This is a genomic window from Bradyrhizobium sp. URHC0002 (genome assembly GCF_054059515.1).
In genome coordinates, this window is sequence record NZ_JBSSCF010000001.1 from 3,064,027 (window position 1) to 3,089,088 (window position 25,062).

Consider the following 25,062-nt stretch of genomic DNA (forward strand, 5'->3'; position numbering starts at 1 on the left):
CCAGGGCAAGGTAACTCAGTTTGCGTGCGCGTCACAAGCGCGGCAGAAACAAGACTGTGGAGATTCCGATGACGCCCCTCATGATTGCAGCCCTCGGTGCGTTGATGGTCGCGACAGCCTTCCTGTCGGGCCTGTTCGGCATGGCCGGCGGGATGATCCTGATCGGCGTACTCCTGATGCTGATGCCGCTGCCCACCGCCATGGTGCTGCATGCGATCACGCAGATGGCCTCGAACGGCTGGCGCGCCTTTCTGTGGCGGGCGCATATCCGCTGGCGGCCGGTGTTCGTCTATCTGATCGGCTGCGCGCTGGCGCTCGGCGCCTGGTCGATCATCCGCTACGTGCCCGACAAGCCGATAGCGCTGCTGCTGCTCGGGGCAACGCCGTTCATGGCGCGGCTGATGCCGAAGAACCTCAAACCCAATCCCGACAGCATCGCGCAAGGCTCGTTCTACGGCTTCATCTGCATGGGCTTGATGCTGATGACCGGCGTCTCCGGTCCCTTGATGGACACGTTCTTCCTCGGCGGCAATTTCGGCCGCCGCGAGGTGGTCGCCACCAAGGCCACCTGCCAGGTCGCCAGCCATCTGACAAAGCTGATCTATTTCGGCGGCATCGTCGACCAGGCGGCGACGCTCGATCCGGTGCTCGCTGGCGTCGCCATCGCGGCCTCGATGCTCGGCACCACGCTGGCGCGGCGCATCCTGGAAGCGATGAGCGACGCGCAGTTTCGCACCTGGGCGAACCGGCTGATCACGACGGTCGCGGGCTACTACATCCTTTACGGCGGCTGGCTGTTGTTCACGCGCACCAGCGCGATGGCATTTTGAGTTTGACCCGCTTCTGAGGCGGAGGTGCTGATGACCGAGACAACGGACGCACTGGTGCTCGACCTCGTCGAATGGATCGGCCGCGAGCCGCGACTTTATTCCGAGGTGATCGAGACGTGGCGCACCTCATGCCCGCGCCTGACCATCTGGGAGGATGCCGTCGATCGCGGTTACGTGGCGCGGCAGGCGGCGGCGGGTGGCGTGCGCGTCGCGATCACCGAACGCGGCGCCAAATTCCTGCGCGAGCACGGCCGCGGCGCGTAAAGCCCATCACATTCGCGCGTGCCGACGCTGGCGCCAATTGACTTGCGCCGGCGATCCGCTCAAATTCATGCAGTCGCATCTTTCTTGCGAAAACAAACAATCAATCTAGCGCATAGCAGGATCGCCCCATGATCGACCTTCATTACTGGACCACGCCGAACGGCCACAAGATCACGATGTTCCTCGAAGAGACCGGGCTTCCCTACAAGATCTTTCCGGTCAACATCGGCAAGGGCGAACAGTTCACGCCGGAGTTTCTGGCGATCGCGCCCAACAACCGCATTCCCGCGATGGTCGATCATGCGCCGAAAGGCGGGGGCAAACCGGTCTCGATCTTCGAGTCGGGCGCTATGCTTTTGTATCTCGCCGAGAAGACCGGAAAGTTTTTGCCGTCGGATCTCTATGGCCGCTACGACGCGATCCAGTGGACGTTCTGGCAGATGGGCGGGCTTGGTCCGATGGCCGGGCAGAACCATCACTTCAGAAATTACGCGGTAGAAAAAATCAAATACGCCATCGACCGCTACGTGAACGAGACCAACCGTCTCTACGGCGTGCTCAACAAGCGCCTCTCCGATCGTGAGTTCATCGCCGGCGATTATTCGATCGCCGACATGGCGAGCTATCCCTGGATCGTGCCGTACAAGAACCAGGAGCAGAATATCGACGACTTCCCGCACTTGAAGCGCTGGCTGGAAACCATCCGCGCCCGACCCGCGACGGAGCGCGCCTACGCCAAGGCAAAAGAGGTCAATCCGAATTTCGGTCAACCCGTCAATCGCACCGAGGAGGAGCGCAGGATCCTGTTCGGCCAGACCGCAGCGGTGGTGCGGTAGGGCGAGGCAGTCTATCCCGGTCATTGCGAGCGAAGCGAAGCAATCCATGCCTGCGCTTGCGGCGCGATGGGTTGCTTCGTCGCTTCGCTCCCTTGCGCAAACGCTTCGCGCTTGTGCAGGCAATGACGGTTCTTGTTTCGGGCCCTGACTTCGCACACAATACCGACATGCCCTTCAAACTCTACGAACTCGTCGGCACCGACCCATCCCGCCCGTTCAGCCCGTTCTGCTGGCGGACGCGCATGGCGCTGGCGCACAAGGGGTTGTCGCCGGAAACGATTCCGTGGTGCTTCACCGAGAAAAACGCGATCGCGCCGCATGGCTCGGAAAAAGTGCCGGTGCTGCTCGACGGCGATTCCGCGGTCGTCGATTCCTGGACGATCGCCAATTATCTCGAAGACAAATATCCGGACCGGCCGTCGCTATTCGGCGGCGCGGGCGGCCGCGCGATGGCGCGGATGCTGAACTGGTGGGGCGACGGCGTGATCGGCGGCATGTTTCCGCTCATCATCGCCGATATACCGCTGAATCTGAAGCCGGAGGACGCAGCGTATTTCCGCAAGTCGCGCGAGGCGCGTTTCGGCAAGCCGCTGGAAGAAATCATGGCCAGCCGCGACAAGGCCGTCGAAGGCTTTCGCAAATCGCTCGACCCGCTGCGGTTGACGCTCAGGACGCAGGCCTATATCGGCGGCGCGGCAGCGAACTATGCCGACTATATCGTGTTCGGCGCGTTCCAGTGGGCGCGGGTGGTCAGCCCGTTCAAGCTGCTGATGGAAGACGATCCGGTCCATGCCTGGCGTGAGCGGCTGTTCAATGCGTTCGACGGTATGGCGCGGAAGTCGCCAAGCTATCACGGGTAGCGTCAGCGGGGCGGGTAGGTGATCGGGATCGCGGCCGGCACATCACGGCGGCGTTGGTTGACGACAGGAATGGTGACGTTCGCTGACATAAATCGGCAGGTAACGATTGCGGAAATGTCCGGCCTATCGCCGAGGGTGTAAATTAGTTCTATCCCATAACGATGTTAGCTGTGACGTAAATTGAAGGCGTACTCTTGTCCCGTTGGTGGCCGTCAGGGGAGACGCGTCATGATTGATTTTGAAGCCAAGTTGGAGCGGTTTGAGACGCTTGCTGCCGAATGCGATTTGATCAGCAAGTTGTCGGCGGACAAGACGAAGCGCGAGCTGTATCTGCGCCTTGGCCAGCATTACCGCGAACTGGCTGACGACATGCGGACGGTGATTGCGACCAAAGACGCCGCTTAGTGCGTGGACCCATTGACGCCCCGTCACAGCCGGCGAATGGGGGAAGCGACGACCTCTAGCCGGGCTGCGGCATCAAGACGTTCGGAAGGCTGGGCAGGTTATTGTCCAAGCTGCCCGAGCACGGCGAACCACAACGCAAGCGGCTCGGCATAAGAGTTGGGTTCCGACGGCTTCTTGCGAACGGCGGTGTGCACCATGACGAGCTTGGTGGCCGGATCGACCAGAATGATCTGACCCCGGATTCCGAGCAGCGCAAATCTCCGCTGTTCGCCGGGGAGGAGCCACACCTGGTATCCATAGCCGAAGTATGGAGTTGCTGTTCCCGGCGCGAGATGACCGTCGGTTGGCTTCACTGTGGTGGCGTCCAACAGCCACTGCCGGGGAATCAATTGGCGTCCTTCCCAAGCGCCGTCATGCGCGAGCAGCCGGCCCAGACGCGCGTAGTCGCGCAAGGTCGCGTTGAAGCAGCAGAAGGCGATCTCCTGACCGGTGGTGTCGACGGCCCACGCCGCGTCGGCCTCCGCGCCGATGGCGTCCCAGACCCTGCTGTGAAGATAGTCCGCAAGCGGCTCACCCGTGGCAGACCGCAACACAAGGCCAAGGATCTCGGTCTCGACGCTGGCGTAGTGCCATTTGGTTCCCGGTGGAGTAGCGCGCGTGTTGAACTGGGCGACGCTGGCGACGGGGTTCTTTCCGGGCTCAATGAACAGGTCGCGCGAGAGTCGCGCGATGTCGTCCTGCCCGTCATAGATTTCCGAAAAGGCAACGCCCGACGACATGTGCAGGAGGTCGCGGATTGAGGTCTTGCCATATTCCGCATCCGCGAGACCGGGAACATAGGCCGAGACGGGATCGTCGATCGATTTGATTTTGCCTTCGGAGACGGCAACGCCGATCAGCATCGCCGTGATCGTCTTGGCCATGGACTGCGACAGCAAGCGGTCGCGGTCGGTGCGAGCATATTGATAATGCTCGTACAGGATCGTGTCGTCTTTCGCGATCAGGAGGCCCGTGGTCGGGTTTTGGCTGAGGTAGTCGGCGATCGAGCGCCGTTCCGGTCCGAACTTGTAGGAGATTGCCGGCTCCGCCGCCCGCTTGAACAGCCAGGGTGTGGCCGCGCGCCGGACCTGGCGCGAGGAGAACAGTTCGCCGAAATGGCTGTAGGTGTTGACGAGATGTTCGATCTGACCAGCGGTCGCCGGGGTGCCAGCCGGATAACCTGCCGCCGCCCCGTAGGCGGCCGCGTCGGGGCCGGTATCCGAGAACACAGGCCTCGGCGCAACCGCGCCGTTTTTCCCCGCGTCCCCCGTGCCTTGCGCGTGTGCCGATGACGTCAAGCCGGCCATGACAAGATTGAGCGACAACAAGAGGGAGCGCAAGCAGAGCGACCTATCCAGGGCCCCGAACGCTCTTGGGGCCGACATCGAAATCCTGACCACCTGTTCTCTCCCGCTACGGTCTTGCGCCAGGGTCTTGGCACCAGATCATCAGAACCAGGCCGACAGCCGCGCCACGGAAACCGAAATCAAGTGCCGTCCAGGCCATAGCGACCGCCTCCTGCCGCTCCCAAGAGTTCTCGTATCCGTCGTCAGCATAGCGCCTCCGACGATTTCCATGAAGAGGGTGTCTGGTGCCGCTGGTCGTCAGCGGCCGGTACGGGGCGGCGAGCGGCGCTCGAACGCGCCACGGGTTCGCAATATTTCGAGCACGGCGCCGAGATCCGACACGACGGCCGCACACCGCGCGCGGGACTCTTCCGTCGGCGTCACCATGTCCGGCACCATGATCGTAATCGCGCCGGCGGCGTGGGCGGCGGTTACGCCGTGATTGGAGTCCTCCACCGCGACACAAACGTCCGGCTTCAGGCCAAAGCGCGACGCCGCCAGAAGATAGAGATCGGGGCTCGGCTTGCCGCGCGCGACGTCGTCGCGGGTCAGGATCGTCTCAAAACGGTGGCGAATGCCGGCAAGCTGTAGATGCGCATCCGCCGTGCGCAGCGACGAGGAGGTGACGATCGCCATCGGACATTCTGCCGCCTGCAGCGCATCGAGAAGTTCGACCGCACCGCTTTTCAGCGGCAGACCGGCGCCGAGAATTTCATCCCGATTGGTGATGAATGCCCTGCTGATCTCCGCAAGCGGAAAGCTTTCGCCGTAACGCGCGTGCAGCATGGCCTTGCAGTCCGGGCCGGGGAGGCCGACCATCGCCTCGCACAGCGTTACGGTATCGTCGGTGTAGCCGTGCGTCTTCAGCGCCGCGACCAGGCTGTCGAGATAGACGCGCTCGGTGTCGAGCAGCGTGCCGTCCATATCGAGCAGGACGGCGCTGACATTCCATCTCGCGGTCACGTCACACCTGCGCCCGCGTGCCGTTCTGCAAGTTTGCGCAGGCAGTTCGGGCAGAGGCAATCGCTGCCGTCCCTGGGCATCGGCAGGCGGAATGCCTCGTCGGAACACCAGCACGGCCCCGACAGGCTGCAACTGAATTCGGTTCCGCAAGCAGCGCAGGCGAGGCGGCGTGTGGGCTGATTTTCCAAACGATTTGTCATCAACGAGGCAACATCCTGACGCGGAATTAATCCCGGGTTCATGCCGAAGCACGTTATACTTGGCAGCGACTATACGCCCGGGAAGCTTCAAGGGAAATCCGATGGCCCGCGATTCGCAAGCAGCCCTTGTTGCGCTCAATCGCTTCGGACTGGGCGCGCGCGGCGGGGCGTCCGGTGATTTTCTCAATGCGGCCTCCGATCCGCGCGGCTTCGTCAAGGCAGAACTCGCCCGTCCCAATGGCGTGCTGCTCGAAGTGCCGGGATTGCAGTCGACGCCGGCGCTTGGCAAGGCCGTGTTCGACTACCAGTTCGAGATTCAGCAGGCCCGCGACGCAGCCGCCAAGTCCGTGACGCCGGCGCCCGCGACTGAAGGTCAATCGCCGCCGGATGCGAAAGCGCAACGGCGGAACCTTTCGCTCAACAGCATCGCCATGGACATGGCACCCAGAGAACCGTCAAGGGAACAGCCGGCGAAGGCGCCGGAAAATCGCGATGCGGCGATGGCGCCGGCCGAGGCAATGCGGCCCAATGCGCCAAAACCGCCACCGGCACCGCTCAACATCATCCAGAAAACCTTTCGCGCCGAGGCGCTGGCGCGGCTGCAACGGGCCGTCATCGCCGATTGCGGATTCGTCGAGCGGCTGGTGGTGTTCTGGTCCAATCATTTCTGCATCTCCGCCAACAAGGGCGGGCCGGCGCGGATGTGGGCCGGCTCGTTCGAGCGCGAGGCGATCCGCCCCTATGTGCTCGGGCGTTTCGGCGACATGCTGAAGGCGGTCGAGCAGCATCCGGCGATGCTGTTCTTTCTCGACAACCAGCAATCGCTGGGTCCGGATTCGCGCGCCGGGAAAAACCGCAACCGCGGACTGAACGAAAATCTCGCCCGTGAAATCCTCGAGCTGCATACGCTCGGCGTCGGCGGCGGCTATTCGCAGGACGACGTGACGGCGCTGGCGAACATCATCACGGGGTGGACCTATGCGGGCAGGCTGGGCCAGTTGGGTGCGCCCGGCACCTTCGTGTTCAACGCCAATGCGCACCAGCCTGGTGCGCAGCGGGTGATGGGAAAAATCTACGACGCGTCAGACGTAAGGCAGGGCGAGGCGGTGCTGGCAGACATCGCGCGCCATCCGTCGACGGCGAAATTCATCGCGGCCAAGTTCGCGCGTCACTTCGTGGCCGACGATCCGCCGCCCGCTTTGGTGGCGCGGCTTGCCGATGTCTTCACGCGAACCGACGGCGACCTCAAGGCGCTGGCGCTGGCGCTGGTGGATTCCGACGATGCCTGGAAGGCGCCGCTTGCAAAAATGCGCTCGCCTTACGAATTCCTGGTGGCGTCGGGAAGATTGCTGGCGCAGATCCCGAACGATCCCGGCCGCTATCTCGGCGCCCTCAACACATTGGGCCAGCCGCTGTGGGCGCCCGCCGGACCGAACGGTTTTCCCGATAGCAACGCGGCCTGGGCGGCGCCGGAAGGCATCAAGCTGCGGCTCGATATATCAGCGCAGATCGCCTCGCGGCTGGCCGACGGCGTCGACCCGCGCGACCTGCTCGAACTCGTTGCGGCGGATGCGGCATCATCAGAGACGCGGCGGACCATCGAGCGCGCGGAATCGCGGCAGCAGGCGCTGGCGCTGTTGCTGATGTCACCGGAATTCCAGAGGAGATGACATCCATGGAAACGATAGTGGATTGCGAAAGCCTGAGATCATCGATCGTTTCGCGACGCGCAATCCTGCTCGGCGGCGCCTCCTTTGCGGCGTGGGCCTATTTGCCGAAATTCGCCCGCGCCGCCGACGGGCGCGATCCGCGGCTGGTGGTCGTCATCCTGCGCGGCGCGCTGGATGGGCTCGCCACCGTCGCGCCGATAGGCGACCCTGACTATGCCGGCTTGCACGGTTCGATCGCGCTCGCGTCGAGCGGGCCGAACGCGGCTCTGCCGCTCGACAATTTTTTTTCGCTGCATCCGGCGATGCCGGAATTTGCGCGGATGTATCGCGAGAAGAAGGCTGCCGTGATTCACGCGGTGGCGACGTCGTACCGCGACCGTTCGCATTTCGATGGGCAGGACGTGCTCGAAAGCGGCTTTGCCGGTCCCGGCAGGGTGCAGTCCGGTTGGCTCAACCGCGCGCTGGAAGGCCTGCCGAAGGGCGAGCGGGTGATGAGCGCGCTGGCGGTCGGTCCGACCACGCCATTGGTGCTGCGCGGCGCGGCGCCGACCGTCGGCTGGGCGCCGGTCGCGGTGCCGCAGGCGGCAGAAGATACCGCGATGCGGCTCGTCGAACTCTATTCTCATCGCGATCCCGCGCTGGCGAGCGCGCTGAAGCAGGGCCTCGCGCTCGACAAGGCCGCGCAAGGCGATGACATGAAGCCAAAACCCGGCACCAACGGCGCCGGCGCGATGCGGCTGGTGGCCCGCGGTGCCGCCAAACTGATGGCTGCCGACGACGGCCCGCGGATCGCCGCGCTCGCCTTCGACGGCTGGGACACCCATGCCAACGAAGGCGGACCGGTCGGGCGGCTCGCACAATTGCTCGGCGGGCTCGACGGCGCGCTGGCGGAATTCGAAACCGGCTTGGGCCCGCGCTGGCGCGACACCGTGATCGTGGTCGCCACCGAATTCGGCCGCACCGCGCGCATCAACGGCACGCAAGGGACGGATCACGGCACCGGCACGATTGCCTTGCTCGCTGGTGGCGCAGTGAAGGGGGGCCGGGTGATTGCGGACTGGCCAGGGTTGAAGCCGGCCAATCTCTATCAGGGCCGCGATCTTGCGCCGACCACCGATCTGCGCGCGGTGATGAAGGGCGTGCTGAAGGACCAGTTCGGGATTGCGGAACGGGTGCTGGCAGAGAGCGTGTTTCCCGACAGCAGCGCCGTGAAGCCGATACAGGGGCTGGTGGGGTGAGGGGCTAACCCCACCCATGGTGTCGTCCCGGCCGGCAGCGCTCTGATCCGATTCGGCTGGTAGTTATTTGAGCGCCGTTTTCAAAGTTGCCGAGGGATACTCGCCGAAAGCCGCATGATAATATTTCGCGAAGTGTCCGAGATTGCTAAATCCACAATCGTACGCCACCGAGGTCACGGTCGTTTCGGGGGTTGCATGCTGGAGCATATGCCTTGCGTGCCGCAGCCGAACCTGCCTGACGAAGGTCATCGGCGACACGCCGCGGCTCTTCTTGAACGTGAAGAACAAGCTGCGGGCACTTGCGTTCGCGACATGGGCGAGCGCTTCAATCGTCAACGGCTGATCCCAGTTCTGCTCAACGTATTCTTCTGCAAGACGCACGTGCCAGGGTGCGACCGGGCGAATCGGGTCCTCGTCAAGCAAATGACTATAATTGTGTAGATTGCAATTAAGGTAAGAGACGACAAGGGCCTGCTCGAGCTCGGCCAATACGAGGTCGGGAAGCGGAGCATCGACACGATCCAATTCGCCAACCACAAACTCCACCAGGCGTCGCTGAGCAACCGCCATTTCTGGAATGGGTCTCACGTTCGTCGCCATCCGCGGCGGATCGACGGGTCGATCAATGAGTCCGCTCAGCACCTTGATCAGCTTCTGCGGTCTAATTCGGACGATTAGGTGTTCAAAATCGCTTGAATATTTGAGCCGCAAATCTGTGTTCGGCCCGCAGGCGGTCCCATGGCCGGGCGATACTTCTCCCTCGGTCCCGTCATTAACAACGGAGCCGCGACCGCGAACCGGAAAGCCCTGGAGGTAGGTATCGCCGTGCGAAAGACAGACTGCCATCGGGGACCCATAGCGGGCGTAAGTCACGCCAACATCCTGCATTTGCCGATGGTTGAGGCATCCCTCGAAACTCGTTTGGCCCCCGCTTCCCAGGTCCATCGACCACACAGAAAAAAGGCCCGACATGCGTTGGCGGAGTTCGTCAACGTCGCGTGTGCGGAGCGCCGGAAATCGGCTTAACGGCTCGGTCCGCATGGTTTTCACCCCTGCGTCTCGCAAACTGAAAAAGGTTTGGCACGATTGGGCCGAACGTTGCAGTAACAGAGTAGCGCAAGCCGGCCATCGGGTGAAACTCTTGGTCGGCAATTCAACGTAACAAAATGTCGCGGTCCGGCGCGGACCAATTTCAATGATCGAGGTCGATGCCAATCTGGAGGAAGGGGTTGTCACAGTCCGCTTTCGCGGAGCAGTGACAAACCGCGAATTCATTGACCTGGCGGCAACGATCGCCAATTTCGGATCAGCGGACGGGGTTCTAGTGTACCTCGACTGGGTTGGGATCGACCGCTGGGCGTTCTCAGTCCCGACTGCCGGTGGTGTAACCGCGTGGCGCAGGGCTCGCAAAATGATCGCGCGCGCCGCTCTGGTTCATCAACCTCGCCTGAATCGCCAGGCGGCGTGGCTGGCTGCATTCTTGCGCAAGGAAGGCGTCCAAGTCCGCTCCTGGCGGCCACAGAATGCCGACGCCGCCGCGGCATGGTTGCGCATCCTCTAGCGCCGCCGCCCACCTCTGACGTGATCGGACCGATCCATCTTTTTCGAGAATGTACCGCGATTTCTTGCAGTTTCAGGCCGGCCACTGCATTCGCTGAGTAGCGCTCTCGATTGAATCGCCTGCAGGCTCTCGCATGTTGAAGTCGGCATGGCCGAGCCGGTCTGACCGGAATCTTGCGATACGTCACTACTACTGTCGTTGTAGCAACGAGGCATTCATCATGAAGATCACCAAGGCGCTGTTCTTGCTTACGACCATATCCGTTGCAGCGATAACCTCCGCACCGGTAGTCGCACAGCAGCAAAGACCCAACATCGTTATCATCTGGGGCGATGACATCGGACAGTCGAACGTGAGCGCCTATTCACGGGGGATGATGGGCTATCAAACACCCAATATCGACCGCCTCGCAAGCGAGGGCATGATGTTCACGGACCACTATGCGGAGCAGAGTTGTACTGCGGGACGCGCCTCGTTCCTCACGGGTCAGTCCGGCTTGCGGACTGGAATGACCAAGGTCGGGCTGCCTGGCGCCACCCTTGGACTGCAGAAAGAAGATCCCACCGTAGCGGAGTTGCTCAAGCCGCTCGGCTATGCCACAGGCCAATTCGGCAAGAACCACCTGGGCGATCGCAACGAATTCTTGCCGACGGTACATGGCTTCGACGAATTCTACGGCAATCTCTACCACCTGAATGCGGAAGAAGAGCCGGAACTGCCTGATTACCCGAAGGACCCCGCCTTCAAAGCCAAGTATGGGCCACGAGGCGTTTTGGACTGTAAGGCTTCCGACAAGGACGATCCGACGGTTGATCCGCGCTTCGGCAAGATCGGCAAGCAAGTCTGCAAAGACACCGGCCCGTTGACCAAGAAGCGGATGGAGACCATCGACGACGACACGGCGGATCGAGCCGTGGATTTTATCAAGAGGCAGAAGAATGCGAACAAGCCATTTTTCGTCTGGGTGAATTTCACCCACATGCACCTGCGCACGCACACGAAGCCGGAAAGCGTGGGCCAAGCCGGCCGCTGGCAGAGTTCTTACCACGACACGATGATCGATCACGACAAGAACGTGGGGACGGTGCTCAAGGCCCTGGATGACCTCGGCATCGCCCAAGACACCTTTGTCATGTATTCGACCGACAACGGTCCGCACATGAACAGCTGGCCGGATGCCGGGATGACGCCCTTCCGCAGCGAAAAGAATACCAACTGGGAAGGAGCCTACCGGGTGCCGGCGATCCTCCGATGGCCCGGCAAGATCAAGGCAGGCCAGGTGTCGAATGAAATGACCGCGCACCACGACATGCTTCCGACCATTCTGGGGGTTGCCGGTGACCCGCAGGTGACCGAAAAGCTGCGCGCCGGACACAAAATTGGTGACATGACCTACAAGGTACATCTCGATGGATACAATCTCGTCCCGTACCTGACCGGGCAGACCGCAAAGAGTCCGCGAGAGTCGTTCATCTATGTCAACGACGATCAGCAAGTGGTCGCATTGCGGTATGACAACTGGAAGTTCGTGTTCATGGAGCAGCGGGCCAACGGACAGCTGTTGCTCTGGGCCAATCCCTTCACCGGCCTGCGCCTTCCGAAGATCTTCAATCTTCGTACCGATCCCTATGAGCGGGCGGACGTGACCTCCAACACCTACTATGATTGGATATTCGATCACGTGTTCCTGCTCGTGCCGGCGCAGGATTATGTGGGCCAGTTCCTGGCATCGTTCCGGGAATACCCGCAGCGGCAGAAGGCAGCCAGCTTCAATCTGGACGAAGTCATGGCGAAGATGAAGGAGGCGAACTAACTCGTCGTCTCACCCTCTGCGGTCCGACGATTGGCGCGTCATCGTCGTACCGCGGGGGGAACGTTTCTCCGATGAGCAGGAATGTCGGAGGCGGCAGAAAGCGCTCTCTTTCGTTGTTGAGTCCAACGCCAATTGGGAGGAATGACGATGAAAACGAAACTTGCAACAGCTCTTGCGGCATTCGTCCTGGTTTCAGGATTTGTAGCCGCAGGCACCAAGGAAGCCAGTGCTGTCGTCTACTGCCAGTACGTCAGCTATCCCGCCGGCTGCGTTGTAAGGCCCGGCGTCGTACTTCGGCCAAGGCCGGTTGCACGAGCCGCCGCGCGCGAGGCGGTGCGCCCTGGAACACCCATGAATCGGGGTGGGCCAGTCAATCGCGTCGGCAGGTACTGACGTTTCAATGGCGTGACCGCAGCCGCCAGGAGACACTCACTTCGTAATCTGATCCACTTCCGCTATCTCCTCCGCGCTGAGTGTCCAGCCGACCGCTTTCACGTTCTGCTCGACCTGTTCGACGCGGGTGGCGCCGGCGATGACGCTTGCGACTTGCGGGCGCGCGGCCAGCCAGGAGAAGGCGAGTTCGAGCATGGTGTGGCCGCGGGCTTGCGCGAACGCCTGCAGCTTTTCGACGATGTCCTCGTTACGCGCCGTGACGTAGCGGTCCTTCAAGGCGGGTGCCTTGGCGAAGCGGGTGTCGTCGGGGGCGGCGGAGCCGCGCTTGTATTTGCCGGTGAGGAGGCCGCTAGCCAGCGGGAAGAACGGCAGCAGACCGAGCTTGTATTCCGTTGCCGCCGGCAGCAGGTCCTTTTCGATGCCGCGCACCACGAGGCTGTATTCGTCTTGGCAGGAGACGAAGCGGCTGACATTCATCTGCCGCGCCATCATCTCGGCTTCGGCGATCCGCCACGCCGGAAAATTCGAATTGCCGATGTAGCGGACCTTGCCCTGGCGGACGAGATCGTCGAGCGCGCGCAGCGTCTCTTCCATCGGGGTCAGCGGATCGTAATCATGCTGCTGGTAGAGATCGATGTAGTCGGTCTTCAGCCGCGTCAGGCTGGCCTCGACGGCGGACATGATGTAGCGGCGCGAGGCGCCCTGCTTGGTGCCGTCATTGCTCATCGGCTTGGAATATTTCGTCGCCAGCACGATGTCTTTGCGGCGGTCGCCGAGCACGGTGCCGAGCACGGTCTCGGAGCCGCCCATGCCGGCATAGATGTCGGCGGTGTCGAACAGGGTGATGCCGAGGTCGATCGCCTTGTGGATGACCTTGCGCGAGGTTTCGAGATCGGTGCGCTGGCCGAAATTGTTGCAGCCGAGGCCGACGGCGGAAACACGCAGGCCGGAGCCGCCGAGGTTGCGAATTTGCATGGATCGATCCTGTGGGAAGTACGCGGGGGAGAGGAGGGCGGTATTGTGACCCGCGCTGCTTCGACCTGCAAGCAGCGGCACTATCGGCCGCCACGCTTGGCAGCTATGCGGTGCAAAAAGATGCGGCCCCGGTCAGACGCGGCGACTGACGGGGGCCGCTTGGGGCGCGTGATCTGAGACGGGGGGCCTGATCAGACGCAGGCGCAACCTAGCCGCGCTTTGTTACGCAGCCGTGACATCAGGATTTATCCACAGGCGGCCGGGTGGGACCGTCTTCACGAAACCGTGTCAGAGCAGCTTGCGGTAAACGACGAAGCCGGAGCGCTCCGCCACCTTGTCGTACAGCAGCATCGCGGTGTGGTTGGTCTCATGCGTCTGCCAATAGACGCGGGAAGACCCCGCGAGTTTTGCCTGTTCGTACACGCCGTTGATCAAGGCGCGGCCGACGCCCTTGACGCGCATGGCGGCGCTCGTGAACAGGTCCTGCAGATAACAATTCGGCTCGATCATGGTCGTAGAGCGGTGAAATAGATAATGCGTCAGCCCGAGCAGTTCGCCGCCGCTCTCGGCCACCAGTGCGTGCACCGGCTCGTAGGCGTCGAAGAAGCGCGCCCACGTCATCGCCGTGATTTCGGGCGCAAGCGCGGTCGGACCGGAGCGGCCGTAGAAGGCGTTGTAGCCATCCCACAGCGGAAGCCATTGCGCGTAGTCCTGACGGGTGACGAAGCGGATGGTGAGGTCGCCGGACATCAAGCGGTTCCTGTTTTGCTGGGAGATGACGCGTCGGGACGCGCAGCAGGGATGCGCGTTCATTACTACAGGCAGGGCAGGAGGGGATCAATGTCGCAGCGAGCGCAGTGCCGTCGCAGCTATTCCGCGGCGCCGAGGTGGTGGGCGAGGCTGCGATCGCTGCCGCGCAACGCCTGATAGTATTCGGCGCTGCCGGGATCGTCGCTGTGGCGAACGAGGTCGGTGACCGGCGTGTAGCTCAGCATGCGTCCGCCATCGGGCAGCGCCGTGCAAATGAAGCGCAGCACCTGTCCATCCGCGAGATTGATGTTGATCGGCGTGGAATCGCCGGTCCGGATCATTTCGGTGCGCTTGGCGATGAACGCGCTCAACTCGTCTTCGGGCAGTTGCCAGGCGCCCGTGTCGCGGCCGTGATACATCAGCGCGATGAAGGGTGGTTTGCTGTCGGCCTGCTCGTCGGACAGCGCGAAGTAATGGCGGAAGGCGCGGTTGATGAATTCGGCGCGAGTATCGGAATCGAGCAGCACGATGCCGATGTCGACCTGATCGAGCGCCGCCGACAGGCGGTCGGCGGTGGCATGATGCTTCTTCTCCCATGCGAACGTGTCGACCCATTTCTGCCGCAGCAGGCCGGTGATGAGCGCGGTGCCGCCGGCGGTCGCCGCCAGCAGCAGCATGCGCGCGAGGTCCGACGGGTCGTAACCGGGCGCGGCGCGGTGGTTGAGGAAGAACAGCGCTGAAGCCGCCACGGCAATGACGGCGCTGGCCATGCCGGAGACGATGCCGTTGACGGACGCGGCGAGTGCGACGATGCAGACGAACAGCGGCGCGGGATTGGGGATGGGAAAGAAATGCCGGTCGACCAGGAAGGCGAGCAGCGCCGTCGCTGTCGTAAGGGCCGGACCGGAGATTGCGCGCCAGTTTAACTGCATGCCCGTTCTCGCCACTTGCCGGGAATAAGACGCAAGCATGCCTGATTGTTGCGATTGTGCACGCCTTTCTGCCGCCAGTCTTAAGAGAGCGTTGCGCCGATGCGGCGGGTTTTCGCAGTTTTGAAATCAAATGATATCGAGTTAAGGAACGGGCTACCCCACCCGACGCTTGAGCCGCATGACATTTTGCAAGAGGACATCGATGCCCACTATTTCGCCGACGCTGCTACCGATCCTGATGCTGTTCGCCTCCAACGTCTTCATGACGTTCGCCTGGTATGGCCATTTGAAATTCAAGGAAAGCCCGCTGCCCACGGTCGTGCTGGTGAGCTGGGGCATCGCCTTCGTGGAGTACTGGCTGGCGGTGCCGGCCAACCGCTGGGGCAGCGCGGTGTATTCGGCGGCGCAGCTCAAGACCATACAGGAGGTGATCACGCTGGTGGTATTCGCCTGCTTCTCGGTGCTCTATCTGAAGGAGCCGCTGGGATGGAATCACGCGCTCGGTTTTCTCTTCATCGCCATTGGCGCGTTTTTGATCTTCCACAAATGGGCGTGACATGCGCGCCCGGCGATGACGGCAACGGACGCCTCGATCAATTCGCGGCCGGCGCCACCCGCAACACGCGTCCGTTCGAACTGTCCGTCAGCAGCCACAGCGCGCCGTCCGGCCCCTGGCGGACGTCCCTGATACGCTCGTGCAGGTTCTGCAGCAGGCGTTCCTCCGACGTCACCGCGTTGCCGTTCAGCGTCAGCCGCACCAGCATCGCGCCGCGCAGCGCGCCGGTGAACAGGCTGCCGTTCCATTTCGGAAACAGCTTTCCGGTATAGAAGGCGATGCCTGAGGGGGCAATCGACGGCACCCAATATTTGAGCGGCTGCTCCATGCCGTCCTTGGCCGTAGCATCGTGGATCTTGGCGCCGGAGTAATCGATGCCGTAGCCGATCACCGGCCAGCCGTAGTTCTTGCCCTTGCCGATCAAATTGACCTCGTCGCCGCCGCGCGGGCCGTGCTCGATTTCCCAGAGCTCGCCGGAGGCCGGATGGATCGCGAGCGACTGGGGATTGCGATGGCCGTAGCTCCAGATCTCCGGCTTGGCGCCGGCGCGGCCGGCGAACGGGTTGCCGGACGGCACCGAACCGTCCGGCGCGATCCGGATCACCTTGCCGAGATGATTGTCGAGACTTTGCGCCCGATCGCGGAAGGCGAAATGCTCGCCCAGCGTGACGAACAGATTGCCGTCGTCGGCCTGCGCGATGCGGCAGCCGTAATGATTCCCTGAAGACAGCGGCCCCTGCTGGCGGAAGATGATCTTGACGTCGTCGAGCCGGCCCTTGCCGTCGTTGAGTTTGGCGCGCGCGACCGCGGTGCGTCCGCCGCCCTCCGTCCGCTCGGCAAAGCAGAAATAGAGGGTTCTGTTCTGCGCAAAGGATTTGTCGGTGACGACGTCGAGCAGGCCGCCCTGGCCGGACGCCCACACCTCGGGCACGCCCTTGAGCGGCGGCGAGACCTGTCCTTCGCTCGTCACGATGCGCATGCGGCCCTGACGCTCGGTCACCAGCATCGTGCCGTCTGACAGAAACGCCAGCGCCCACGGATTGACCAGGCCTCTGGCGACGGTGCGAACCTCGAGTTCGCCCGCCGACGAGCCGAACGCCGGCGTTTCGCCGCGGGTGCCGGTGGCGATCAGGAACGAGACGGCAAGCAGGATCGCGACTGCCAAGGTGGCGGTCACGAGGCCGACAGGTGTCTTCATGCTCGTCCAATCGCGATGCCGGTCATCGCGCGTTCGCTAATGATGCTAATAAAAAGCCGCGGCTGTCACGGAAAGGGCATCGCGACGGTGGCCTTGATCGATAGCACCGTCAGGGTGACCATAAGGCAAAGCGACAGCGTGCCGATCGCGAGCGAAGTGGCGATGGCACCAAGCAATCGGGAAGAGGCGACGGGCGCTCGGCTACTCTCGAAGCCGACCGCGCCGGGGGACCGTATCATTGGCCTAAATCCTTGTAACGCGGGACGAATCACCCGCGACTCACGCGACGTCAGGAAAATGTTGCAAGGATCACCGGCAACATTGCGGCGTTCTTTCCCTGAAAATGGCTGAATCGCGGCAAGGGTTAATATTGTACCCGCTATTGTTAACCTTTGGCGGCGTGCTCGCGCGAAAGTGAGGAGGCCGGCCGCAGGCGTGGCGGCGGTTATGCGCCGGCGGCGATGCCGGCCTGGTCGTCGACCTCGGCCTTCGGCCGCCAGTCCATGGTGACGAAGCCGGGGGTCTGCTCGACCCGCCGCAGCCAGGCGCGGATGGCGGGGAAGGTCGCAAGATCATAATCGCAGCGGTCGGCGACATGGGTGTAGCCGTACAGCGCGATATCGGCGACCGTCAGTTGCCCGGCGGCGAAATAGCTGCAGGTCTTGAGATGATTTTCCATCACCTGAAGTGCGGCGTAGCCACGCTCCATCCAGTCTTCCAGCGCGTGCGTCTGCAGATCACGGCCGCCCTTGACCAGCGACAGCCAGAAATAGGCGGCGCCGATATTAGGCTCGAGCGCATGCTGCTCGAAGAACATCCATTGCAGCGCTTCCGCGCGTTCGACGCGTGACTCCGGAGCCAGCGACGTGCCGCCGCAGACATACCAGAGGATGGCGTTGGACTCGGCGAGATAGCGTCCGTCGGCGACCTCCAGCAGCGGCACTTGTCCGCTGGGATTCTTCTCCAGAAAATCCGGCGTGCGGCTTTCGCCTCGGAGAATGTCGACTTCGATCGCCTGATACGGCGCGTTGAGCAGCGCCAGCGCAAGGCGGACCTTGTAGCTGTTTCCGGAGCGCTGCATCGAATAGAGTTTGTACATCGTCGTTGGGTTCACTCGGGTCGAATCGCGCACGCGGTAGGCGAACTGCGGAAAGCTCTCCCGCCGCAACGCGGCTAAACAATGATGCCGATACGAATGCGTCGCAAGGCCCGCGGAATGGAAAAAGTCGAAAACCTCTACTGCACTGCACGCGCGCAGCATGTCATGCCACCGTGCATGGATCACGCGGACGAGAGCGGAGGAGCAAACCGTTCAAGCCTTCGCGACGAAGTCCGCGTCAACATCCGGCTTGAGCGAGGGTGAAAATCGCGGGCGAGACGCCCTGGCGTTGAATCCACATTGGCCGCCGAAGAGGCGTGCGCATCCGCCATCTCCGCGTGGTGGGGAAGTCGGAGCGGCGCGGCCTCCCGCGGCGCCATGCAAGGATGGTTGGCTCCCGGGGGCCATCAGCCGCGCGGCATCGCGGGTCAGTGTCGGAGCGTCAGCCTTGCCCAGCCGTTGTCAGATATGAGTCAATTCGCCGCGGAACTTTGCGAATATTGCGCCGATATTGCTCCGATCGTACCGAGCCTGCACGGCGTTCCCTAAAGTTTGCGCCCTATCCGGCCAAGCTTCTTGCGATGCAGCGCGCAGCGCCTTAGGGTGCGGCGTTCCCATCAAAAAGAGTCGTGAAATCCAGAGCTCACGACGTTTGCCAGGAGATGATGATGCCCTTCCTGTCCGCCTCGCTCGCCCGTGTGAAGCCGTCCGCGACGATCGCGGTCACGGATAAAGCACGCGCGCTGAAAGCGGCGGGCCGCAACGTCATCGGCCTCGGCGCCGGCGAGCCGGACTTCGACACGCCCGCCAACATCAAGCTGGCGGCGATCCATGCCATCGAGGCCGGCAAGACCAAGTATACCGATGTCGGCGGCATTCCCGAGCTGAAGGAAGCCATCATCGCGAAATTCCAGCGCGAGAACGGCCTCACCTACAAGCCGAACCAGATCATCGTCGGCACCGGCGGCAAGCAGGTGCTCTACAACGCACTGATGGCGACGCTTAATCCCGGCGACGAGGTCATCATTCCCGCGCCGTACTGGGTTAGCTATCCCGAGATGGTGGCGTTGGCTGGCGGCGAAACGGTACCGGTGGTGTGCCCGGCGTCGAGCGGCTTCAAGCTGCGGCCTGAAGACCTCGAAAAGGCGATCACAGCGAAAACCAAGTGGATCATTCTGTGTTCGCCGTCGAACCCGACCGGCGCTGCGTATACGCGCGCCGAGCTGAAGGGGATCACCGACGTGCTGGTGAAGCATCCGCATGTCTGGGTGATGACCGACGACATGTACGAGCACCTGGTCTATGACGACTTCCAGTTCGCAACGCCCGCGCAGGTCGAACCGAAATTGTACGAGCGCACGCTGACGGTGAACGGCGTGTCGAAGGCGTACTGCATGACCGGCTGGCGCATCGGCTATGCCGGCGGTCCCGCCGACCTGATCAAGGCGATGGCGACCATTCAGTCGCAGTCGACCTCGAACCCGTCATCGATCGCACAGTGGGCATCGGTGGAAGCGCTGAACGGTCCGCAGGACTTCATCCCTGTGCACAACAAGGTGTTCAAGGAGCGTCGCGACCTCGTGGTCTCGATGCTGAACCAGGCCAAGGGCATCGAATGCCCGCGGCCCGAGGGTGCGTTCTACGTCTATCCGTCCTGCTCCGGTACCATCGGCAAGACTTCCCCGTCAGGCAAGGTGATCGCCAATGACGAGGACTTCGTCACCGAGCTGCTGGAGAGCGAAGGCGTTGCCGTCGTGCAGGGTTCTGCGTTCGGGCTTGGACCGGCGTTCCGGATTTCCTACGCGACCAAAACCTCCGATCTCGAAGAGGCCTGCAAGCGCATCCAGCGCTTTTGTGGCAATTTGAGATAAGCGTTTTCGCGCGAAGCCTGTCCCGCACGTGATGCGGGATGGTTTTCCGGTTTCTGTCGAAGACAACGCGTCAGAAAAAAGGCTGTCAAATCATATCGCGCGTAAACTACAGCGCGATGTTTTGACGGCTTCTTGAGGAAGCGCCATGTTTTGGACACGGCGCTTCCCTCCTGTCCGCCCGCAATTTAATTTTTCATGCGGAGACTGGGACACATGCGACTTCTGACTTTGACTATCGCCACGGCGGCGCTGATCGCGCCGATCGCAAGCGCCAATGCTGCGCCGCCGGTTCGCGCCGGTATCCTGCAATGCCAGGGTGGCCAGAATGTCGGCTTCGTCGTTGGCTCGGTGACGAGTCTCGAATGCGTGTTCCGCAGCGAAGGCCGCCGGCCTGAGCCCTACCTCGCCAAGGTGCAGCGCATCGGTCTCGACCTCGGCGTCACCGAGCAGACCCAGTTGTCCTGGGCCGTCAATGCGCCGAACATCCGGCTCGGGCGCGGCGAACTCGCCGGCAGCTATGGCGGCGTCGGCGCCAATGCATCGATCGGCGTCGGCGGCGGCGGCAACTTCCTGGTTGGCGGTCCCGCCAACGCCTACGCGCTGCAGCCGATCAGCCTGCAGGGACAGACCGGCCTGAATGTCGCCGCCGGTATCGCCGGCCTCGAACTGCAGCCGGTCGAGTTCGGCCCGCGCTGGCACCACCATCGCCGGAATCATCGTCGCGGCTGACGGTTGCCGTGATTTCCGGAAAAGGCCCGCTCACGCGGGCCTTTTTTGTTTCGGGGCGCGGCACGCCCCGGTGGCAAATTCTGGCACCGCCCGAGGCGTTGTGGCATAGAATCGGGCGCGCCGCGGGCACGGCGCGCTTTTTTTTGTTTCTCTGCTCGCATCACAGTTTTTCAGCCGGAGATTTCTTCATGCGTCGTTCCCTTATCCTTGCCGCGGCCGCGCTCGCCGGGCTGGCTTCGTCGATCAGCGGCGCCAGTGCGCAGCAGGTGCAGCGCGTGCAGGTCGGCGTGCTGGAGTGCCGCGGCGGCGCCAGCGTTGGCTTTATCGTCGGTTCCGTCACCAATCTCGGCTGTGTGCTGCGCGCGGAAGGGATGCCGGAGGATCGCTATATCGCGACCATCCGAAAGGTCGGGCTCGATCTCGGCATCACCCAGGAATCGGCGCTGGCCTGGGGCGTGTTCGCACCCGTAGCTCGGCTCGGGCCGGGCGACCTCTCCGGCAACTATGTCGGCGCGCAAGGCAGCGCCACGCTCGGCGTCGGCGTCGGCGGCAACGTGCTGGTCGGCGGCTCCGCCAATTCGATCGCGCTGCAGCCGCTGAGCGTGCAGGGCCAGGTCGGCGTCAGCATTGCTGCCGGATTGGAAAGCCTGGAACTGCGGCCGGGACGCTGAATCAACCGCACTTCATTTTCACCACGGGGCATCTTGACCTGCGACCGTGATTGGCCTTAAAAAGAATGAACGTTCTTTTTGAGGAGGTCGCGAAATGCTGCAGCATCAGCCAAGCCGGACCGCCGAATACATGGCCATGTTCCGGGCGTCCGAGCATGCCAAAGGTGCCGGACAACGCGTGTTTACCGATCCGCTGGCCGCAGCATTGTTGCCGAGAAGCCTGCGGCTACCAGCCAAACTGCTCGCGGTACGTCCCGTCGGCGAAATGCTGACCCGCTACATCGACCGGCAATGGCCGGGCGCGCGAACCTCCGGCATCGCCCGCACGCGGCTGATCGACGACTGGATCGAGGAATCGATCGGGCAGGCCAAGCAGGTCGTATTGCTGGGTGCCGGCTTCGATACGCGGGCCTGGCGGCTCGCCGCGCTCGATTCCATCAGGGTTTTCGAAGTGGATCACCCTGCAACGGCAAAGGTGAAACGGGAGCGACTGCGGGCTGCCGGCGCCGATCTGAACCGGGTGACCTTTGTCGCAGTCGATTTCGAAATCGACGATTTCGAACAGCGTCTGCGCGATGCCGGCTTCGATCCCGCGCGGCGCACGATCGTGGTGTGGGAAGGCGTCAGCCAGTATCTGACCGGCGACGCGGTCTGCGAAGTGATGCGCTGGGCGGGCCGGCTTGCGCCACGCAGCCGGTTCATCTTCACCTATGTTCATGAGGGCGCGATCGACGGCAGCGTCGCGTTCGATGGTGCGGACAAGGTCATCGCCAAGGTCGACGGCTCGGGCGAACCCTGGCGGTTCGGCTTGCTGCCGGGCGAGCTGCCGGACTTCCTGCGCGAGCGCGGACTGAGACTGCTAAGCGACCTCGGCGCCGATCAATACCGGGAGCGGGTGATGGGGCAGGCCGGCCGCCACATGCAGGGCTACAGCTTCTACCACACGGTGCTTGCGGAAACAGGCGATGCCTAGGATATCGGCGGCACGCGCCAACGAGCAGCGCGGGCGCATCCTGGATGCCGCGCTGACATGCTTTGCGCGCGAAGGCTTTCATGCGGCAACCGTGCAGGACATCGTCGAGGAGTCCGGGCTTAGTCCCGGCGCGATCTACGGTTATTTCAAAGGCAAGACGGAGATCGCGATGGCGATCGCTGCCGAACGCCACGCCATGGAACGCCGGCGCATGGAATTTGCGCTGGCCGCGCCTGACATCGACACCGGCCTGCGGCGGCTCGTCGAAGGGTTCGTGCTCGAATTGCGTAACCCTAAGGAAAGACGATGGCGCCATCTGGCCGTGCAGCTTTGGGCGGAGAGCCTTTCCAATCCACGATTGAAGCGCGAAGCGCTTGCGGGGGTTTCCCAGGCCGTGGACGTGCTGGCGCAGATGATCGCACAGGCGCAACGACAGGGGCGTTGGCCGCGGCATCTCGATCCAGCTTCGGCCGCCCGTGTCATGGTCGCAGTCCTGCAAGGCATTTCGCTGCAGCTTGCCTGGGATGAGCGCGTCGATATCGAGCGCTTCGCCGTCGCGCTCCGGATCATGCTCGATCCAAGTTCGGACGGATCGGGTGCCACCGGCTGAGCGAGAATTAACTTTGAGTTCCGGATCGGGGAGACGGGTGAGCGGGGCCAAGACCCAGTGTGCCGAGGTCCGACGTCGAAAAATCAACTGGATGCACTGCAGCGAATTTTTCCCGCTTGCCAAAACCTCAGGACAGGCGGAGCATCAGAAGTCGCCGACCCAATCATGGGCCGAGCTCCAGACAAGGAGGCGGCAATGGGACAAGACGTCAGAAGTCCCCGCGGTCCACGGTGCATTGCGCTGGTGGGCCCTTTCCAAAGCGGTAAAACGACACTCCTAGAAGCCATATTGGCCCGAACCGGGGCCATTAAAAATGCCGGCAGCGTCGATGCCGGAACTTCCGTCGGCGACGCCAGCCCCGAAGCGCGCCGCCACAAGATGGGCGTCGGCCTCTCCGCCGCCACCACCACTTTCATGGGCGACAGCTACACCTTTATCGATTGTCCCGGCTCGATCGAGTTCGCGCATGACATGCGCGCCGCGCTGCCCGCGGTCGATGCCGCGGTCGTGGTCTGCGAGGCGGACGAGAAGAAGTTGCCGCAACTGCAGATCATTCTGCGTGAGCTCGAGGAACTCGGCATTCCCCGGTTTCTGTTTCTGAACAAGATCGACCGCGCCAACAAGCGCATTCGCGAAACGCTGGCGACGCTGCAGCCGGCCTCGCGCGTGCCGCTGGTGCTGCGGCAGATCCCGATCTGGAACGGCGATTTGATCGAAGGCTTTGTCGATCTCGCGCTGGAGCGCGCCTTCGTCTATCGCGAACACAAGCCGTCCGAAGTCATCGCATTGGAAGGCGGCAATCTCGACCGCGAGAAGGAAGCTCGCTTCTCGATGCTGGAAAAGCTCGCCGACCACGACGACGCCCTGATGGAGCAGTTGCTGGAGGACATCCAGCCGCCGCGCGACGCGGTGTTCGACGATCTCGCCCGCGAATTGCGCGAAGGCCTGATCTGCCCGGTGCTGCTGGGCGCAGCCGCGCGCGAAAACGGCGTACTGCGGCTGATGAAGGCGCTGCGGCATGAAGCGCCCGGCGTTGCCGAGACGGCGAAGCGGCTCGGCGTATCAGCGCAAAAGGAAGCGTTGGCCTATGTGTTCAAGACGCTGCATCTGCAGCACGGCGGCAAGCTGTCGCTGACGCGGCTGCTCGCCGGCCATCTCGATGACGGCGCGACGCTGCAATCTTCCTCCGGTGAGGCCGGGCTGGGTTTCCGGTATTCTCGCGGTGAGCGGCGGACACGACACCAAGCGGGCCGCGGCCGAGGTCGGAGACACGATCGCGCTCGGCAAGCTCGACGCGATCAAGACCGGCGACTCGCTGTCGAGCGGCAAGACCGCGCCGCCGGCGCTGGTCCACGTCGAGCCCACACCGCCGGTGCTGGCGATGTCGCTCGCGGCGATGGACCGCAAGGACGACGTCAAGCTCGGTCAGGCGCTGCTGCGGCTGAACGAGGAGGACCCGTCGCTGACGATGATCCAGAACCAGCAGACCCACGACATCGTGCTGTGGGGGCAGGGCGAGATGCATCTGCGCGTCGCGCTCGAGCGGCTCAAGGACCGCTTCGGCGTCAACGTCAAATCGCAACCACCCGCGATCGGTTATCAGGAGACCATCCGCAAATCGGCCACCCAGCGCGGCCGTCACAAGAAGCAATCCGGCGGTCATGGCCAGTTCGGCGACGTGGTGCTGGAGATCAAGCCGATGCCGCGCGGAAGCGGCTTCGAGTTCCACGAGAAGGTGGTCGGCGGCGCGGTGCCGCGCAATTATATCGGCGCGGTCGAGGAGGGCGTGGTCGACAGCCTCGTGCGCGGGCCGCTCGGCTTCCCGGTCATCGATCTTCACGTCACGCTGACCGACGGCTCCTATCACAGCGTCGATTCCTCCGATCTCGCCTTCCGCACCGCAGCGCGGATCGGCATGAGCGAAGCGCTGCCGCAGTGCCAGCCAGTGCTGCTGGAGCCGATCCACATGGTGGAGATCGTCTGCCCGACGGAGGCAACGGCGAAGATCAACGCCATCCTGTCGGCGCGGCGCGGCCAGATCCTGGGCTTCGACACCCGCGAGAACTGGCCGGGCTGGGACTGCGTCCGTGCCACCATGCCGGAGGCGGAAATCGGCGACCTGATCGTGGAGTTGCGCTCGGCCACCGCTGGCGCCGGCGGTTTCACGCGGCAGTTCGACCGCATGGCCGAAGTCACCGGCCGCGCCGCCGACCAGATCATCGCCGCGCATCGCGTCGCGGCGTAGTTAACGGCGGGACACCGCGGCCTTGGCCGGCCGCG

Annotated in this window: 25 protein-coding genes and 1 pseudogene; 17 read left to right on the forward strand and 9 right to left on the reverse strand. The window is 63.1% G+C overall.

Features of this window, described 5'->3' with window-relative positions:
- Positions 1–68: 68 nt before the first annotated feature.
- From ACVWVY_RS14785 to ACVWVY_RS14805, 5 genes are all read left to right on the forward strand, one after another.
- Positions 69–830 carry a TSUP family transporter gene (locus ACVWVY_RS14785; protein ID WP_456627044.1) on the forward strand — a complete coding sequence of 254 codons (762 nt, stop codon included), beginning with the start codon at positions 69–71 and terminating at the stop codon, positions 828–830.
- Positions 831–860: 30 nt separating this feature from the next.
- Positions 861–1,094, forward strand: a complete 234-nt coding sequence (locus ACVWVY_RS14790) for a hypothetical protein (RefSeq protein WP_456627045.1) — start codon at positions 861–863, stop codon at positions 1,092–1,094.
- Positions 1,095–1,222: 128 nt separating this feature from the next.
- Positions 1,223–1,930, forward strand: coding sequence for a glutathione binding-like protein (locus ACVWVY_RS14795; protein ID WP_456627046.1), 708 nt, complete (start codon positions 1,223–1,225; stop codon positions 1,928–1,930).
- Positions 1,931–2,097: 167 nt separating this feature from the next.
- Positions 2,098–2,790 (forward strand): glutathione S-transferase family protein, encoded by a 693-nt coding sequence (locus ACVWVY_RS14800; RefSeq protein WP_456627047.1) that lies wholly within the window; start codon positions 2,098–2,100, stop codon positions 2,788–2,790.
- Positions 2,791–3,018: 228 nt separating this feature from the next.
- The gene (locus ACVWVY_RS14805; RefSeq protein WP_456627048.1) at positions 3,019–3,195 is read left to right on the forward strand and encodes a hypothetical protein; all 177 of its coding nucleotides are present in this window, start codon (positions 3,019–3,021) and stop codon (positions 3,193–3,195) included.
- 98 nt (positions 3,196–3,293) lie between these two features.
- Here the strand turns inward: ACVWVY_RS14805 and ACVWVY_RS14810 are convergent, their stop codons facing one another.
- Together ACVWVY_RS14810 and ACVWVY_RS14815 are read right to left on the reverse strand one after the other, a co-directional pair.
- On the reverse strand, positions 3,294–4,574 hold the full coding sequence (locus ACVWVY_RS14810) for a serine hydrolase domain-containing protein (RefSeq protein ID WP_456627049.1): 1,281 nt from the start codon (positions 4,572–4,574) through the stop codon (positions 3,294–3,296).
- Between the two features lie 264 nt (positions 4,575–4,838).
- Positions 4,839–5,543, reverse strand: coding sequence for an HAD family hydrolase (locus tag ACVWVY_RS14815; RefSeq protein ID WP_456627050.1), 705 nt, complete (start codon positions 5,541–5,543; stop codon positions 4,839–4,841).
- Between the two features lie 301 nt (positions 5,544–5,844).
- On the opposite strand from ACVWVY_RS14815, the gene ACVWVY_RS14820 reads away from it, so the two are divergent.
- Complete coding sequence (locus ACVWVY_RS14820) at positions 5,845–7,413, forward strand: DUF1800 domain-containing protein (protein WP_456627051.1); 1,569 nt, start codon at positions 5,845–5,847, stop codon at positions 7,411–7,413.
- Between the two features lie 5 nt (positions 7,414–7,418).
- The gene (locus tag ACVWVY_RS14825) at positions 7,419–8,651 is read left to right on the forward strand and encodes a DUF1501 domain-containing protein (RefSeq protein WP_456627052.1); all 1,233 of its coding nucleotides are present in this window, start codon (positions 7,419–7,421) and stop codon (positions 8,649–8,651) included.
- Positions 8,652–8,714: 63 nt separating this feature from the next.
- Here ACVWVY_RS14825 and ACVWVY_RS14830 read toward each other — a convergent pair whose 3' ends face one another.
- Positions 8,715–9,926: an AraC family transcriptional regulator gene (locus ACVWVY_RS14830; RefSeq protein WP_456627053.1), complete on the reverse strand. Its 1,212-nt coding sequence runs from the start codon at positions 9,924–9,926 to the stop codon at positions 8,715–8,717.
- On the opposite strand from ACVWVY_RS14830, the gene ACVWVY_RS14835 reads away from it, so the two are divergent.
- The 3 genes from ACVWVY_RS14835 to ACVWVY_RS14845 all read left to right on the forward strand — a co-directional run bounded on the left by ACVWVY_RS14835 (position 9,847) and on the right by ACVWVY_RS14845 (position 12,418).
- A complete protein-coding gene (locus tag ACVWVY_RS14835; RefSeq protein WP_456627054.1) occupies positions 9,847–10,212 on the forward strand; it encodes an STAS/SEC14 domain-containing protein in 366 nt (121 codons plus the stop codon). The genes ACVWVY_RS14830 and ACVWVY_RS14835 overlap by 80 nt on opposite strands.
- A 220-nt stretch (positions 10,213–10,432) precedes the next feature.
- Positions 10,433–12,025, forward strand: a complete 1,593-nt coding sequence (locus tag ACVWVY_RS14840; RefSeq protein ID WP_456627055.1) for an arylsulfatase — start codon at positions 10,433–10,435, stop codon at positions 12,023–12,025.
- 141 nt (positions 12,026–12,166) lie between these two features.
- Positions 12,167–12,418 (forward strand): hypothetical protein, encoded by a 252-nt coding sequence (locus tag ACVWVY_RS14845; RefSeq protein ID WP_456627056.1) that lies wholly within the window; start codon positions 12,167–12,169, stop codon positions 12,416–12,418.
- A 36-nt stretch (positions 12,419–12,454) separates the two neighbouring features.
- Here ACVWVY_RS14845 and ACVWVY_RS14850 read toward each other — a convergent pair whose 3' ends face one another.
- The 3 genes from ACVWVY_RS14850 to ACVWVY_RS14860 all read right to left on the reverse strand — a co-directional run bounded on the left by ACVWVY_RS14850 (position 12,455) and on the right by ACVWVY_RS14860 (position 15,075).
- Positions 12,455–13,393 (reverse strand): aldo/keto reductase, encoded by a 939-nt coding sequence (locus ACVWVY_RS14850; RefSeq protein ID WP_456627057.1) that lies wholly within the window; start codon positions 13,391–13,393, stop codon positions 12,455–12,457.
- Positions 13,394–13,681: 288 nt separating this feature from the next.
- Positions 13,682–14,143, reverse strand: a complete 462-nt coding sequence (locus ACVWVY_RS14855; RefSeq protein ID WP_456627058.1) for an N-acetyltransferase family protein — start codon at positions 14,141–14,143, stop codon at positions 13,682–13,684.
- A gap of 119 nt (positions 14,144–14,262) precedes the next feature.
- A complete protein-coding gene (locus ACVWVY_RS14860) occupies positions 14,263–15,075 on the reverse strand; it encodes a PAS-domain containing protein (protein WP_456627059.1) in 813 nt (270 codons plus the stop codon).
- 202 nt (positions 15,076–15,277) lie between these two features.
- Between ACVWVY_RS14860 and ACVWVY_RS14865 the strand changes: the two genes are divergently transcribed.
- A complete protein-coding gene (locus tag ACVWVY_RS14865; RefSeq protein WP_456627060.1) occupies positions 15,278–15,631 on the forward strand; it encodes a DMT family protein in 354 nt (117 codons plus the stop codon).
- A 37-nt stretch (positions 15,632–15,668) separates the two neighbouring features.
- Here the strand turns inward: ACVWVY_RS14865 and ACVWVY_RS14870 are convergent, their stop codons facing one another.
- The 3 genes from ACVWVY_RS14870 to ACVWVY_RS14880 form a co-directional block, all read right to left on the reverse strand.
- Positions 15,669–16,829 (reverse strand): PQQ-dependent sugar dehydrogenase, encoded by a 1,161-nt coding sequence (locus ACVWVY_RS14870; protein WP_456627061.1) that lies wholly within the window; start codon positions 16,827–16,829, stop codon positions 15,669–15,671.
- A gap of 65 nt (positions 16,830–16,894) precedes the next feature.
- On the reverse strand, positions 16,895–17,068 hold the full coding sequence (locus tag ACVWVY_RS14875; protein ID WP_247780862.1) for a hypothetical protein: 174 nt from the start codon (positions 17,066–17,068) through the stop codon (positions 16,895–16,897).
- Between the two features lie 206 nt (positions 17,069–17,274).
- Positions 17,275–17,928 carry a glutathione S-transferase family protein gene (locus ACVWVY_RS14880; protein ID WP_456632213.1) on the reverse strand — a complete coding sequence of 218 codons (654 nt, stop codon included), beginning with the start codon at positions 17,926–17,928 and terminating at the stop codon, positions 17,275–17,277.
- A gap of 668 nt (positions 17,929–18,596) precedes the next feature.
- Between ACVWVY_RS14880 and ACVWVY_RS14885 the strand changes: the two genes are divergently transcribed.
- From ACVWVY_RS14885 to ACVWVY_RS14910, 6 genes and pseudogenes are all read left to right on the forward strand, one after another.
- A complete protein-coding gene (locus tag ACVWVY_RS14885; RefSeq protein WP_456627062.1) occupies positions 18,597–19,799 on the forward strand; it encodes a pyridoxal phosphate-dependent aminotransferase in 1,203 nt (400 codons plus the stop codon).
- Between the two features lie 213 nt (positions 19,800–20,012).
- Positions 20,013–20,528 (forward strand): DUF992 domain-containing protein, encoded by a 516-nt coding sequence (locus tag ACVWVY_RS14890; RefSeq protein WP_456627063.1) that lies wholly within the window; start codon positions 20,013–20,015, stop codon positions 20,526–20,528.
- A gap of 188 nt (positions 20,529–20,716) precedes the next feature.
- Entirely contained in the window at positions 20,717–21,199 is a 483-nt protein-coding gene (locus ACVWVY_RS14895; RefSeq protein WP_456627064.1) for a DUF992 domain-containing protein, read from the forward strand.
- Between the two features lie 94 nt (positions 21,200–21,293).
- On the forward strand, positions 21,294–22,172 hold the full coding sequence (locus tag ACVWVY_RS14900; RefSeq protein WP_456627065.1) for a class I SAM-dependent methyltransferase: 879 nt from the start codon (positions 21,294–21,296) through the stop codon (positions 22,170–22,172).
- Positions 22,165–22,782, forward strand: a complete 618-nt coding sequence (locus tag ACVWVY_RS14905; protein WP_456627066.1) for a TetR/AcrR family transcriptional regulator — start codon at positions 22,165–22,167, stop codon at positions 22,780–22,782. Before ACVWVY_RS14900 ends, ACVWVY_RS14905 begins: the two co-directional genes overlap by 8 nt.
- Positions 22,783–22,977: 195 nt before the next feature.
- Positions 22,978–25,027: pseudogene (locus ACVWVY_RS14910) on the forward strand (elongation factor G).
- The last annotated feature ends 35 nt before the right edge of the window (positions 25,028–25,062 follow it).

Excerpts from the sequence above, each read along its gene's own strand:
- ACVWVY_RS14790 (WP_456627045.1), top strand. The coding sequence starts at position 861 with ATGACCGAGACAACGGACGCACTGGTGCTCGACCTCGTCGAATGGATC.
- ACVWVY_RS14900 (WP_456627065.1), top strand. The coding sequence starts at position 21,294 with ATGCTGCAGCATCAGCCAAGCCGGACCGCCGAATACATGGCCATGTTC.
- ACVWVY_RS14855 (WP_456627058.1), bottom strand. The coding sequence starts at position 14,143 with ATGTCCGGCGACCTCACCATCCGCTTCGTCACCCGTCAGGACTACGCG.
- ACVWVY_RS14870 (WP_456627061.1), bottom strand. The coding sequence starts at position 16,829 with ATGAAGACACCTGTCGGCCTCGTGACCGCCACCTTGGCAGTCGCGATC.
- ACVWVY_RS14880 (WP_456632213.1), bottom strand. The coding sequence starts at position 17,928 with ATGTACAAACTCTATTCGATGCAGCGCTCCGGAAACAGCTACAAGGTC.
- ACVWVY_RS14895 (WP_456627064.1), top strand. The coding sequence starts at position 20,717 with ATGCGTCGTTCCCTTATCCTTGCCGCGGCCGCGCTCGCCGGGCTGGCT.
- ACVWVY_RS14890 (WP_456627063.1), top strand. The coding sequence starts at position 20,013 with ATGCGACTTCTGACTTTGACTATCGCCACGGCGGCGCTGATCGCGCCG.
- ACVWVY_RS14840 (WP_456627055.1), top strand. The coding sequence starts at position 10,433 with ATGAAGATCACCAAGGCGCTGTTCTTGCTTACGACCATATCCGTTGCA.
- ACVWVY_RS14820 (WP_456627051.1), top strand. The coding sequence starts at position 5,845 with ATGGCCCGCGATTCGCAAGCAGCCCTTGTTGCGCTCAATCGCTTCGGA.
- ACVWVY_RS14800 (WP_456627047.1), top strand. The coding sequence starts at position 2,098 with ATGCCCTTCAAACTCTACGAACTCGTCGGCACCGACCCATCCCGCCCG.
- ACVWVY_RS14835 (WP_456627054.1), top strand. The coding sequence starts at position 9,847 with ATGATCGAGGTCGATGCCAATCTGGAGGAAGGGGTTGTCACAGTCCGC.
- ACVWVY_RS14865 (WP_456627060.1), top strand. The coding sequence starts at position 15,278 with ATGCCCACTATTTCGCCGACGCTGCTACCGATCCTGATGCTGTTCGCC.
- ACVWVY_RS14905 (WP_456627066.1), top strand. The coding sequence starts at position 22,165 with ATGCCTAGGATATCGGCGGCACGCGCCAACGAGCAGCGCGGGCGCATC.
- ACVWVY_RS14785 (WP_456627044.1), top strand. The coding sequence starts at position 69 with ATGACGCCCCTCATGATTGCAGCCCTCGGTGCGTTGATGGTCGCGACA.
- ACVWVY_RS14845 (WP_456627056.1), top strand. The coding sequence starts at position 12,167 with ATGACGATGAAAACGAAACTTGCAACAGCTCTTGCGGCATTCGTCCTG.
- ACVWVY_RS14850 (WP_456627057.1), bottom strand. The coding sequence starts at position 13,393 with ATGCAAATTCGCAACCTCGGCGGCTCCGGCCTGCGTGTTTCCGCCGTC.
- ACVWVY_RS14795 (WP_456627046.1), top strand. The coding sequence starts at position 1,223 with ATGATCGACCTTCATTACTGGACCACGCCGAACGGCCACAAGATCACG.
- ACVWVY_RS14805 (WP_456627048.1), top strand. The coding sequence starts at position 3,019 with ATGATTGATTTTGAAGCCAAGTTGGAGCGGTTTGAGACGCTTGCTGCC.
- ACVWVY_RS14860 (WP_456627059.1), bottom strand. The coding sequence starts at position 15,075 with ATGCAGTTAAACTGGCGCGCAATCTCCGGTCCGGCCCTTACGACAGCG.
- ACVWVY_RS14875 (WP_247780862.1), bottom strand. The coding sequence starts at position 17,068 with ATGATACGGTCCCCCGGCGCGGTCGGCTTCGAGAGTAGCCGAGCGCCC.
- ACVWVY_RS14830 (WP_456627053.1), bottom strand. The coding sequence starts at position 9,926 with ATGAATTCGCGGTTTGTCACTGCTCCGCGAAAGCGGACTGTGACAACC.
- ACVWVY_RS14825 (WP_456627052.1), top strand. The coding sequence starts at position 7,419 with ATGGAAACGATAGTGGATTGCGAAAGCCTGAGATCATCGATCGTTTCG.
- ACVWVY_RS14885 (WP_456627062.1), top strand. The coding sequence starts at position 18,597 with ATGCCCTTCCTGTCCGCCTCGCTCGCCCGTGTGAAGCCGTCCGCGACG.